Here is a 12258-nt window from a genome sequence, read left to right as displayed (position 1 = left end):
CCCGGGCTTTGAAAAAATTAACGGGCGACGACTTCAGATACACGCGACAAAGAGCTTCTTCGCCGCTTCGAGCGTCAGTTCCACCGGATTGCCGCCTGCCGTGGGGTCGACGATCGCCATCCCCGCCATCTCGTCGATGCGATCGGTGCCGACGCCGAGGGCAGAGAGCTTGTCGGGAACGCCGAGTTCCTCGCGCAATTGCAGCACATAGTCGTAGAAGCCGTCGAAGCCGCCGAAAATGCCGAGATAGGCAGCGGCGCGCGCGATCTTCTCTTCGATCGCCGGGCGGTTGAAGCGCAGGACCGGCGGCATCACGACAGCATTGGTCATGCCGTGATGGGTGTTGTAGATCGCACCCACAGGGTGGGATAGCGAATGGATCGCACCAAGCCCCTTCTGGAAGGCGACAGCCCCCATTGCCGCCGCGCTCATCATGTGAGCGCGCGCCTCGATGTCGCTGCCGTCCCTGTAGGCGCGCGGCAGGTATTCCTTGACGAGTCGCATGCCTTCGAGCGCGATGCCGGCCGACATCGGATGGTAGAAGGGCGAGGAAAAGGCTTCCAGGCAGTGGGCAAAGGCATCCATGCCGGTGCCGGCGGTAATGACCTTCGGCATGCCAACCGTCAGTTCCGGATCGCAGATCGTCACCGCCGGCAGGAAATTCGGGTGGAAGATCACCTTCTTCACATGGGTTTGCGAATTGGTGATGACGCTGGCACGGCCGACCTCGGAGCCGGTACCGGCCGTCGTCGGCACGGCGACGATCGGCGCGATGCCGTCGACATTTGCACGCGTCCACCAGTCGCCGATGTCCTCGAAATCCCAGACTGGCCGCGTCTGGCCGACCATGAAGGCGACGCATTTGCCGAGATCGAGACCGGAGCCGCCGCCGAAGGCGACCACACCGTCATGGCCGCCATCCTTAAAGGCCTTGATGCCGGCCTCAAGGTTGACATCGTTGGGGTTCGGATCGACCTCCGCGAAAATGGCGCGGCCGAGACCTCCCGCATCGAGAATGTCGAGCGCATTCTGCGTGATCGCCATCGGTGCGAGACCGCGATCGGTTATGAGCAGCGGCTTCTTCATGCCGACGGCCTTGCAATGGTCGGCAAGCTCCTTGATCCGGCCGGCACCGAACTTGATGGCGGTCGGATAGCTCCAGTTGGCAGTGATCGTCATGCTGTGACTTTCTTCAGGTGGTAGGATTTCGGGCGGGTCAGATTGTGGAAGCCAATGACGGAAAGCGAACCGCCGCGGCCCGTCTCCTTGACGCCGGTCCAGCAGAGCGCCGGGTCGAGATAGTCGGCACGGTTCATGAAAACCGTGCCCGTCTCGAGCTCGCGGCCGATCCCAGCGGCACGCTCGGCATCCTTGGTCCAAAGCGAGACCGTGAGGCCGTACTGGCAGTCATTCATCAGTTCGATCGCTTGCGTGTCGTTCTTCACCTTCATGATCCCGACCGCCGGACCGAAGGTCTCCTCGCGCATGAACGCCATCGAATGGTCGACGTCGACGACAATCTGCGGCGCGAGATAGGCGCCGCCGTCGTCCTCGGGAAACAGCTTCGGATCTACCAGCGCCTTCGCCCCCTTCGCCACCGCATCGGCGATCTGACTGCGCACCGTCTCGGCGAACCGCCTGTGGGCCATGGGGCCGAGCGTCGTTTCCGGGTCGAGCGGATTGCCGAGCTTGTAATTGGAAACCCAGGCAACCGACTTTTCGACGAATGCATCATAGAGCGATTCATGCACATAGATGCGCTCGATGCCGCAGCAGCATTGGCCCGAATTGTAAGTCGCGCCGTCCATCAGCGTGTCGACCGCGGCGTCGAGATCGGCATCCTCCATCACATAGCCCGGGTCCTTGCCGCCGAGTTCGAGACCGAGACCGGTGAAAGTGCCTGCTGCCGCCCGCTCGATCGAGCGCCCGCCGTCGACCGAACCGGTGAAGTTGATGAAGTCGAAGCTCCTGGCGGCAATCAACGCCGCCGTCGTCTCGTGGTCGAGGAACAGATTCTGGAAGACGTCTGCCGGCACGCCGGCTTCCACGAAGGCGTGAACCAGCCGCTCGCCGACGAGGATCGTCTGGCTGGCGTGTTTGATGATCACGGTGTTGCCGGCCATCAACGCCGGCGCGACCGTATTGATCGCCGTCATGTATGGATAGTTCCAGGGCGCGATGACGAACACGACGCCGTGCGGCTCGCGTTCGATACGCCGCTCGAAACGATCGCTCTCTTCGACGACAAGCGGCTTCAGCGCGTCGGCGGCGATGGAAGCGACGTAGTTGGACCGCTCGTTGAAGCCCTTGAACTCGCCGCCATAGCGCACCGGCCGGCCCATCTGCCAGGCAAGCTCGGGCACCACCTCGTCGGCCATCTCATTGAGCCGCGCGACACCGGCAAGCACCAGCTTCACCCGCTCCTCGAGCGGACGCCGGGCCCAAACCTTCTGCGCAAGCCGCGCTTTCGCCACCGCTTCCCTGGCGCGCTCCAGCGGCATGGCCGGACGCTCCGCATAGACCTCGCCATTGACCGGCGAAATACATCTGATCATCGTCACGATCGTCTTCCTGTTTCTCTGTTCAAAAATTCTCGCAAGGGGTGGGCCCCCTCCCCAACCCCTCGCCACAAGGGGGAGGGGCTTGCTGGCGGCACCCTCGCGCCCAACTCAACGCCGCTAAAAGTGGCTCGGCCGAGTTATTGTGCGGAGGCGGTGCCGCAGGTTAAGCCCCTCCCCCTTCTGGCAGGCTTGGGGAGGGGTAAATCCGGACCTAAACTCACGCCCTCTCGAACCCACGCGCGACTTCCCAATCGGTCACGCGCCGGTCATATTCCTCCTGCTCCCAGCGGGCTGCGCGGGTGTAATGGTCGATGACCTCCTCGCCGAAAGCGGCGCGGAGCATCCTCGATCCGGTCATCGCCTCGGTCGCGTCCCTCAGCGTATGCGGAATTTCGCGCACGTCCTTGCCGTGATATGCATCACCAACGAAGGGCGCTTCCAGTTCCATCTTGTCTTCGATGCCGGAAATACCGGCCGCAAGCAGCGCGGCGAAGGCGAGATAGGGATTGAGGTCGGATCCGCCGACGCGGCACTCGATGCGGATGCCCTTTGTGCCGTCGCCGCAGAGGCGATAGCCGGCCGTGCGGTTGTCCTTGCTCCAGATCGCCTTGGTCGGAGCGAAGGTGCCGGCCATGAAGCGCTTGTAGGAATTGATGTAGGGCGCAAGGAAATAGGTGATCTCGCTCGCATGGGCGAGGAGCCCGGCGACGTAGTGCCGCATCAGCTCGGACATGCCGTAATGGCCGTCCTTGTCGAAGAACATCGGCGTTTCGCCGTCGGCGCTCCAGAGCGACTGGTGGATGTGCGAGGACGAGCCGGCGGCCGAATAGTTCCATTTGGCAAGGAAGGTGATCGCCTTGCCGCGCTGCCAGGCGATCTCCTTGCAGCCGTTCTTGATGATCGCGTGGCGGTCGGCCATCGTCAGCGCGTCGGCATAGCGGACGTTGATCTCCTCCTGGCCGGCAGAGGCCTCGCCTTTGGAATTTTCGACCGGGATGCCGGCACCCTGGAGGCCGTTGCGGATCGCCCGCATCACATCCTCTTCCTTGGTCGTCTGGAAGATGTGGTAATCCTCGTTGTAGCCGCTGACGAGCTGCAGGTCGCGATATCCGGACGCCCTCGCATCGTCATAGGACTGGTCAAAAAGGAAGAATTCGAGCTCGCTCGCCATGAAGGGCTTGAGACCCATGGCCTCGAGGCGGGCAACCTGTTTCTTGAGGATCGCGCGCGGCGAATGCGGCACCTCCTCATGAGTGTGATGGTCGAGAACGTCGCAGATGACGAGCGCCGTTCCCTCCAGCCAGGGAATGCGCCGAAGCGTCGAAAGGTCCGGCTTCATCGTATAGTCGCCGTAGCCCTTCTCCCAGCTCGTCGCCTTGTAGCCCTGTACCGTCTCCATCTCCAGATCGGTCGCCAGCAGATAGTTGCAGCTGTGCGTTTCCTTCCAGGCGCTCTCGACGAAATATTGCGCGTGAAAACGCTTTCCCATCAGCCGGCCCTGCATGTCCACCTGGCAGGCGAGCACCGTGTCGATGCGGCCGTCGGCCACGTCTTTCTTCAAATCATCGAATGTGTAGTTCGCGCTCATGGAGAAGTCCTGGTTCCGGTCTCTTGCCGGATTGCGTTAGCCGGTCCTCACCCGGGGCTGCACGCAGTCCCGGGTGAGAATTTGGGAGTTGCTGGTCAGCTGTAGCGGTAGGGCGGGCCTGCCTTCTCCATCACTTCGCGATAGTTCTTGAGGATTCCGACCACCTTGGCCGCGCGCGGGCTGGTCGCGGCGATCTCCTCCCAGAACTTCAGCGCTTCCGCTTCCACCGTTTTCCATTCCTCGTCGGGAATGGTGGTCAGTTCGAGCTTGGTGCCCTCGGCGCGCAGTTTCGCCTCGCCGCCCCAGTACCAATGCTGGCGATAGTAGTGAGACGAGTCGATGCAGAGACGGAACAGCGTCTTGAGATGTTCGGGCACCTCATTCCAACGCGCCGAGTTTGCGAAGAACGAGCCGCACCAGGCACCGGAGATGTTGTTGGTGAGGAAGTACTTGGTGACGTCCGCCCAGCCAACCGTGTAGTCCTCGGTGATGCCCGACCAGGCGAGACCGTCGAGTTCGCCGGTCTGCATGGCGACCTGAACGTCCTCCCAAGGCAGTGTCACCGGCACGACGCCGAAGCGCGTCAGGAACTGGCCGGCGGTCGGGAAGGTGAAGATGCGCAGGCCCTTCATATCCTCGAGCGACTTGATCGGCTTCACGGTGGCGAAGTTGCAGGGGTCCCAGGCGCCTGCCGAAAGCCACGTGACGCCCTCGACCTCGCCATAGGCCTCGGCCCAGATTTCGTTGAGGCCGTACTGATGGAAGAGCGTCGGCACGTCGAGGCTGTAACGCGAGGCAAAGGGGAAGTAGCCGCCGAAGACCTTGATGTCGACCGGGGAGGCCATGGAATCGTCGTCGCTCTGCACGGCGTCGATCGTGCCTGCTTGCATCGCGCGGAAGAGTTCGCCGGTCGGCACCAGCTGGTCGGCGGTGTAGAGGTCGATTTGCATCTCGCCATTGGCCGCCTTGTTGAAGGCGTCGATCGCCGGCTTGATGACGTGCTCGGCAAGCGCCGGGCCCGCATAGGTCTGCAGGCGCCAGGTGATCTTCGATTGCGCCCGCACGGCCGGCGCCGCTAGCGCAGTTGTGCCGGCGGCGGCAGCAAGCCCCGCCTTCTTGAGAAAATCGCGTCTGTTGGTCATCTTTCTGTTTCCCTCATTCTTTCTTCGTTCACTCGCAATTCTTCTTTTTGTTGGAGCCCTCTCCCGATCGGAGAGGGCATCGCTTCTTGCGGCGCAGAGGCGCCGCTCCCGTCAGCCCCTGACGTAGACGTTCTGTGGCAGCCAGAGCGCGATCTCCGGAAATGCCGTCACGATCGCCAGGCCCACAATCATCACCGCCACGAACGGGAACACCGATTTGTAGATGTCCATCAACGTGATCTCCGGTGGCGCCATTGCCCGCATCAGGAACAGGTTGTAGCCGAAGGGCGGGGTCATGTAGGCGATCTGGCAGGTGATCGTGTAGAGCACGCCGTACCAGATGAGATCGAAGCCGAGACTGCCGACGAGCGGAATATAGAGCGGGGCAACGATGACGAGCATCGCCGTGTCGTCGAGGAAGGTGCCCATGATCAGATAGGAGATCTGCATCAGGATCAGCACCTCCCAGGGACCGAGGCCCCATTTTTCCAGGAACAGGTGCTCGATCGCCTTGACGGCTCCAAGGCCGTCGAAAACGGCGCCGAAGCAGAGCGCGGCCAGGATGATCCACATGAACATGCAGGAGATCCCTAGCGTCTGCTCAATCGTCCTGTCGAACACGCTCCATGTAAGCCGTCCCTTCACCCAGGCAGCCGCGAGCGCGGATATGGCGCCGACGGCCGAGCTCTCGACGAGGCTGGTGACGCCCATGACGAAGAGGCCCATCATCAGGAAGAAGATCATGAACGGCAGGATGCCGGCTCTGAGCAACTTGAGCTTCTCGGCAAGCGGAATATCGCGCTCCTGCTTGGGCAGTGCCGGCCCCAGATGTGGTTGGATCTTGCAGCGGATGATAACGTAGAGCGAGAACAGCAAGGCCAACAACAGGCCAGGAAAGACGCCGGCGAGCCAGAGCTGCCCGACCGGCTGGCGGGCGATCATGCCGTAGAGCACCAGAACCACGCTCGGCGGCACCAGAATGCCAAGCGAGCTGCCGGCCTGGATCACGCCCGAGACCATGGTCTTGTCATAGCCGCGCCTGAGCAGTTCGGGCAGCGCGATCGTCGCGCCGATCGCCATCCCGGCTACGCTGAGACCGTTCATGGCGGAGATGATGACCATGAGCCCGATGGTTCCGAGCGCGAGTCCTCCGGGCAGGCCGCCCATCCAGACATGGAACATCTTGTAGAGGTCCTCGGCAATGCCGGATTCCGACAGCATGTAGCCCATGAAGATGAAGAGCGGCAGCGTCAGAAGCGGATACCACTTCATCAGCTTCATCGAGGCGGCGAAGGCCATTTCGAAGCCGCCATTGCCCCAGAGAAAAGCAGCGGCGACCACGCCGACGACGCCGATCGCCGCGAAGACGCGCTGTCCGGTCAGCATCGTCATCATCATCGACGAGAACATCATGAAGGCGATCATTTCGTAGCTCATGCGATCGGCCTCCCGACGGCATGGGCCAGGTCCTTGATGAAGATGGACGTCGCCTGCAGGAAGGTGAGCAGCACCCCGATCGTCATGATGATCTTGATCGGCGCCATATAGGGTGCCCAGGCCGAATAGCTGGTCTCGCCGTATTTTAAAGCATAGGCGGTGCTGGAAACGCCGCCGTAAAGCAGGAACGCGAGATAGACGAAGAGCATGATGATGGTGACGGCGTCGACCATGGCACGGGTGCGCAACGTCCATCGGCCATAGAGCAGGTCCATGCGGACGTGGCTGTCGAGCTGCAATGAATAGGCACCGCCGAGGAGATAGTAGGCGGCCATGACGAACTGCGCCATTTCAAGGGTCCAGAGCGACGGCAGGAGCCACGCCTTCGAGATCGATGAATAGAGCAGGATGCCCATCATCGCGAAGATCAGATACATGGTGGCCCTGCCGACGCGCCGATTGAACCCATCGACGACGCGGACATAAGTCTTCAGATATTCAGGCATGGCGGCGCCCCTGCCGGGCGCAGGCATTGTCCCGTCGAGGAAACGCGCCTCCCCTTGCTGCCGATCCAAGCATTGGCTGTCTTTCTCCTGTTCAATCGATCACCGGACATCACCGCGAGCGCTGCCGCTCCCCAGGGGCTTTTTATTGTGCGGATAAGGCCGCGACGCTCTTGGCGAGCAACCCCTCCAGATAATCGGCCATGCCCCTTTGGCCGATCTCGTCGTGGATCAGATCGTTTCTGATCTCGATCATCACATTGGGCAGTCCATAACGCAGGCCGTATTCTATCAGACTATGCGTCACTCCGTCCGCAGGACCGTAGGGCTCATTGCGGCGGATATCGTAGGCAATCTCCACCGCTGCAATCGCCAGCATACGGTCGGCAAGGCGGCTGTCGGCGTCGTGTAGAATGCCGAGCTCCACGGTGCGCGGCTTGCCGAAATAGACTGGCGTAAAGCTATGCATGGTGACGAGCACGGGCCGCCTGCCGGCTGCCTTGCGGCCGACGACAAACGTCGACACCGCCTCGTGAAAAGGCAGATAGATCTCGTCAATCCTTGCCTGGCGCTCGGCCGCCGAGATCGCCCCGTTGCCGGGCACATCGTAGACTTCGCTGACCACAGGCATCGCCGCCTCGGACTCCGGTGGTCGGTTGCAGTCATAGGCGAGGCGCGAAAAGCGCTGGTGGATCAGCACGCCGTCGAGTTTTTCGGCGAGAAGCTCGGCGACGGCGAGCGCGCCCGGATCCCACGCGATATGGCTCTGGAGGGCCTCTTCGGAGAGGCCGAGCGTTCCGAGGCGCTTTGGCAGGCGGCGCGAGGCATGCTCGCACAGGAAGAGGAAATCGCTCTTCGCACCGGCATTTGTTATGGCGACCGGATTGCCTTCCGCCTCAGTCAAAAGTCCCGTCACGACCGGCGCCCCCGAAAAATGCACTGCCGCCCCTGTTGTGAAGAGAATTCTTCACCGAAGATGGGCTGTCAACAAAAATATGAAACGATCTCTTCAAAAAGGCGATTGACTCCGATTGTGACAACGAGCTTAATCGCTTCCAAGCTGGCGGAGATCGGCTGAGGGGCATAGCATTGAAGGGTAATACCGCATCCATGACGGTGTCGGATGTGATCACCGCACATTTCGCGGCGCTGACGCGCGCCGAGAGGCGATTGGCGGAGACACTTCTCGACAACTATCCGGTCTCCGGGCTCGGTTCGATCACGACGGTCGCCGAGAACGCCGGCGTCTCGACGCCGACTGTCGCCCGAATGGTGCAGAAGCTCGGCTTCCGTGGCTTTCCCGATTTTCAGGCAAGACTGCACCAGGAACTGGAAGCGACGATCTCCAATCCGATCGCGAAGCATGACCGCTGGGCGGCGAGCGCGCCGGGGACGCATATCCTCAACCGCTTTGCCGATGCCGTCATGGGCAATATGCGCCTGACGCTCTCGCAGATCGAGCCCGCCGAATTCGACGCCGCCGCGGCGCTCGTCTCCGATTGCAGGCGTCACGTCTATCTCGTCGGCGGACGCATCACCCGCACCATGGCGGACTACCTTTTCACGCATCTTCAGGTCATCCGCACCGGCGTCACGCACATCGCCGCCAATCCGAGTTCCTGGCCCCATTACGTGCTCGATATGAAGCGGGGCGACGTCCTGATCCTGTTCGACATCCGCCGTTACGAGCAGGAGATGGAAACGCTCGCCAGCTTCGCTCGCAAGCGCGGCGTGGAAATCGTCCTCTTCACCGACCAATGGGGCTCTCCCGTCGCCAAATCCGCGTCCAAGGTCTTTCGCGCGCAGATAGAGGTGCCCTCCGCCTGGGACAGCTCCGTGCTTCTCTTGTTCCTGGTCGAGGCGCTGATCGAGGCGGTGCAGAGCTCGAATTGGGATGAAACCCGCGATCGAATGAAGACCCTTGAGGGCCTGTTCGACTCGACGCGCATTTTCCGCAAGCCGGTCTAGGAGGTCCCCGGCAAAGCCTGAAAAGGATGAACCATGTACCGGAAAGCGCTCCGGTCCGACGGAGTGGCCCCCGGGAGCACGCATGCCGGTTACAGGCGAGGATCAGTCTGTCACATAAGGTTCATCACAGCGCATTAACAGCATCGCCGAAACAACTGAAGCCACAAGGAGAACGCCAGTGATTTCAAAGACTCAACGCCTGCTCTCGCTCACGACCGCCATGTTCATGGCGACGACGGCCATCGCCGTCGCCGAGCCGAGCGAGGAACTCATCGCCGCCGCCAAGAAGGAGGGCATGCTGACCACCATCGCTCTGCCCCACGACTGGTGCGGCTATGGCGAGGTCATCGCCTCGTTCAAGGCCAAATATCCGGAAATCCAGGTCAACGAACTGAACCCGGATGCCGGCTCGGCCGACGAGGTCGAAGCCGTCAAGGCCAACAAGGACAACAAGGGTCCGCAGGCGCCGGACGTTGTCGACGTCGGCCTCGCCTTTGGTCCGCAAATGAAGGCCGAAGGCCTGCTGCAGCCCTACAAGGTCTCCACCTGGGACGAGATTCCGGACACCATCAAGGATGCGGAAGGCTACTGGTATGGCGACTATTATGGCGTGATGTCCTTCCTCATCAACAAGGACCTCGTTGCCAATTCGCCGAAGGACTGGGCCGATCTGCTGAAGCCGGAATATGCCGGCCAGGTCGCCCTCGCCGGCGATCCGCGCGCCTCGAACCAGGCGATCCTCGGCGTGCTTGCCGCCGGCCTCGCCAAAGGCGCGAAGGCCGGGAAGGAAGCCGGTGAAGCCGGTCTCGAGTTTTTCGCCGAACTGAACAAGGCCGGCAATTTCGTCCCGGTCATCGGCAAGTCCGGTACGCTGGCCCAGGGCTCGACCCCGATTATCGTAGCGTGGGACTACAATGCGCTCGGCTGGGGCAAGACGCTGAACGGCAACCCGCCGACCGAAGTCGTCATTCCGGAAAGCGGCGTTCTGGCCGGCGTCTACGTTCAGGGTATCTCGGCCTATGCACCGCACCCGAACGCAGCCAAGTTGTGGATGGAGCATCTCTATTCCGACGAAGGTCAGCTCGGCTGGCTGAAAGGCTTCTGCCACCCGGCCCGCTTCAATGCGATGGTCAAGGCGGGCAAGGTTCCGAAGGAGCTGATCGATGCCCTTCCGCCGGCAGCTGCCTATGAAAAGGCCTACTTCCCCACTCTGGAAGAGGTCGACGCGAACAAGGCTGCCGTGACCGAAGGTTGGGATTCCGTCGTCGGCGCAAACGTCCAGTAAGCGTTTCCGCAATCATGCCGCACCGGCCGGTTTCCCGGCCGGGGCGGATGCGATATTCATAGGAAAATCAATGAACGACCGCGTCTGCCGCGCGGCCACGTAGGGCGAACGGAATGTCATCTGCTCACATCAGCGCCAGGTCGCCTGCGCGTCGTCTTCCGCTTCACTGGCTGGGCATTCTGCCCTTTGCCGCTTTTGTGGCGCTTTTTCTCATTCTCCCGACGGTGAAGATCGTGGTCGGCGCCTTTCAGACACCGGACGGCAGCTTCACGCTCGATAATATCCGGGGTCTCTTCACACCATCGATCCTCGCGGCCTACTGGATCTCCATCAAGATCAGCATCGCTTCGGCGCTCCTCGGCTGCCTGGCCGGCTTTGCGATCTCCGCAGCCGTCGTTTTCGGCGGCTTGCCAAAAGGCATCCGCGGACCGCTGCTGACGTTTTCCGGTGTCGCCTCCAACTTTGCAGGCGTACCGCTGGCCTTCGCCTTTCTTGCAACGCTCGGGCCCGTCGGCATTGTGAGCGTTTTCCTGCGTTCGGAGCTGGGCATCGACCTCAGAGTGCTCGGCTTCAACATACTGTCCTTCTGGGGCCTGACCGTTACATACCTCTTCTTCCAAATCCCGTTGATGATCCTCATCATCACGCCGGCGCTCGACGGATTGAAGCGCGAGTGGCGCGAAGCGGCCTCGATCCTTGGCGCTACGGGCTTTCAATATTGGCGGATGGTTGCCTTCCCGATCCTGCTCCCCTCCATTCTCGGCACCCTGGCGCTTCTCTTCGCCAACGCCTTCGGCGCCGTCGCAACCGCCATCGCGCTGACCGGCTCGTCCTTGTCGATCGTGCCTATCCTGCTCTTCGCCCAGATCCGCGGCGACGTGCTCGGCAATCCGCACCTCGGCTATGCGCTCGCCTTTGGCATGATCGTCGTTACGGGCGTCGCCAACGCAATCTACATCTGGCTACGCGCCCGCAGCGAGAGGTGGCTCAAATGAAGAAGATCTGGGCCTGGGGCGCCCTCCTTTTCGGCATCCTCTATTTTACCCTGCCGCTCGTCGGCATGACCAACTTCTCGCTCAAAATGCGCCGCGGCGAATATTCCTTCGACGCGTACGCGAAGGTGTTTGGCGATCCGCGCTTCCAGGAAACCTTCACCTATTCGGTGACGCAGGCGCTCTTCACCATCGTCTTCGGCGTGCTGCTCGTGGTGCCGACTGCCTATTGGATCCGCCTCAAGTTGCCGGGCCTGCGTCCCTACGTCGAGTTCGTGACGCTGCTGCCACTGGTCATTCCGGCGATCGTCATTGTCTTCGGCTATATCCGGCTCTACAACACCTCGAGCTGGCTTCCGCTGACGGGCTCCGCTTTCGGCACCAACATACTGCTGATGTTCGGCTACGCCACACTCGCGCTGCCATACATGTATCGCGCGGTCGACACCGGCCTCAGGACAATCGACGTCGCCACGTTGACCGAAGCCGCCCAGAGCCTGGGTGCCGGGTGGGCCACTATTCTGGCGAGAATCATCCTGCCCAACGTGCTTGTCGCTGTCCTTTCCGGCGCCTTCCTTACCTTTGCGATCGTCATCGGCGAATTCACCATGGCGGCGCTGCTGAACAGGCCGGCTTTCGGCCCCTATATGCAGCTCCTCGGCGCCAACCGCGCCTATGAGCCGGCAGCGCTCGCTGTCATCGCATTCGGCATCACCTGGGGCTGCCTCGGCCTCATCCAGCTCGTCTCGCGCTTCCAGAAAAGCGCGCCTCCCAAGGCCTGA

At 61.8% G+C, this 12258-nt stretch carries 11 protein-coding genes; 4 read left to right on the top strand and 7 right to left on the bottom strand.

Going from position 1 to position 12258, the window contains the following annotated elements; all coding sequences use genetic code 11:
• Positions 1–33 precede the first annotated feature (33 nt).
• The 7 genes from J2Z31_RS16380 to J2Z31_RS16350 form a co-directional block, all read right to left on the bottom strand.
• Positions 34–1179: an iron-containing alcohol dehydrogenase gene (locus J2Z31_RS16380; protein WP_209602634.1), complete on the bottom strand. Its 1146-nt coding sequence runs from the start codon at positions 1177–1179 to the stop codon at positions 34–36.
• A complete protein-coding gene (locus J2Z31_RS16375) occupies positions 1176–2561 on the bottom strand; it encodes an aldehyde dehydrogenase family protein (RefSeq protein ID WP_209602633.1) in 1386 nt (461 codons plus the stop codon). Before J2Z31_RS16375 ends, J2Z31_RS16380 begins: the two co-directional genes overlap by 4 nt.
• A gap of 217 nt (positions 2562–2778) precedes the next feature.
• A complete protein-coding gene (locus J2Z31_RS16370) occupies positions 2779–4149 on the bottom strand; it encodes a glutamine synthetase family protein (protein WP_209602632.1) in 1371 nt (456 codons plus the stop codon).
• Positions 4150–4244: 95 nt separating this feature from the next.
• A complete protein-coding gene (locus tag J2Z31_RS16365) occupies positions 4245–5291 on the bottom strand; it encodes a TRAP transporter substrate-binding protein (protein ID WP_209602631.1) in 1047 nt (348 codons plus the stop codon).
• A 111-nt stretch (positions 5292–5402) separates the two neighbouring features.
• Positions 5403–6728 (bottom strand): TRAP transporter large permease, encoded by a 1326-nt coding sequence (locus tag J2Z31_RS16360; RefSeq protein ID WP_209602630.1) that lies wholly within the window; start codon positions 6726–6728, stop codon positions 5403–5405.
• Positions 6725–7234: a TRAP transporter small permease subunit gene (locus J2Z31_RS16355; protein WP_209602629.1), complete on the bottom strand. Its 510-nt coding sequence runs from the start codon at positions 7232–7234 to the stop codon at positions 6725–6727. The genes J2Z31_RS16360 and J2Z31_RS16355 overlap by 4 nt, the downstream gene beginning before the upstream one ends.
• A gap of 142 nt (positions 7235–7376) precedes the next feature.
• Positions 7377–8147 (bottom strand): N-formylglutamate amidohydrolase, encoded by a 771-nt coding sequence (locus J2Z31_RS16350; RefSeq protein WP_209602628.1) that lies wholly within the window; start codon positions 8145–8147, stop codon positions 7377–7379.
• Between the two features lie 173 nt (positions 8148–8320).
• Between J2Z31_RS16350 and J2Z31_RS16345 the strand changes: the two genes are divergently transcribed.
• From J2Z31_RS16345 to J2Z31_RS16330, 4 genes are all read left to right on the top strand, one after another.
• Positions 8321–9199: a MurR/RpiR family transcriptional regulator gene (locus J2Z31_RS16345; protein WP_209602627.1), complete on the top strand. Its 879-nt coding sequence runs from the start codon at positions 8321–8323 to the stop codon at positions 9197–9199.
• Positions 9200–9377: 178 nt separating this feature from the next.
• Positions 9378–10484: an ABC transporter substrate-binding protein gene (locus tag J2Z31_RS16340; RefSeq protein ID WP_209602626.1), complete on the top strand. Its 1107-nt coding sequence runs from the start codon at positions 9378–9380 to the stop codon at positions 10482–10484.
• 113 nt (positions 10485–10597) lie between these two features.
• Complete coding sequence (locus tag J2Z31_RS16335; RefSeq protein ID WP_209602625.1) at positions 10598–11479, top strand: ABC transporter permease; 882 nt, start codon at positions 10598–10600, stop codon at positions 11477–11479.
• Positions 11476–12258 (top strand): ABC transporter permease, encoded by a 783-nt coding sequence (locus J2Z31_RS16330; RefSeq protein ID WP_209602624.1) that lies wholly within the window; start codon positions 11476–11478, stop codon positions 12256–12258. The genes J2Z31_RS16335 and J2Z31_RS16330 overlap by 4 nt, the downstream gene beginning before the upstream one ends.

Source organism: Sinorhizobium kostiense, assembly GCF_017874595.1.
GTDB lineage: Bacteria > Pseudomonadota > Alphaproteobacteria > Rhizobiales > Rhizobiaceae > Sinorhizobium > Sinorhizobium kostiense.
Note: the sequence above shows the minus strand (reverse complement) of the source record. Positions and strands in the feature narration are given on the sequence as shown.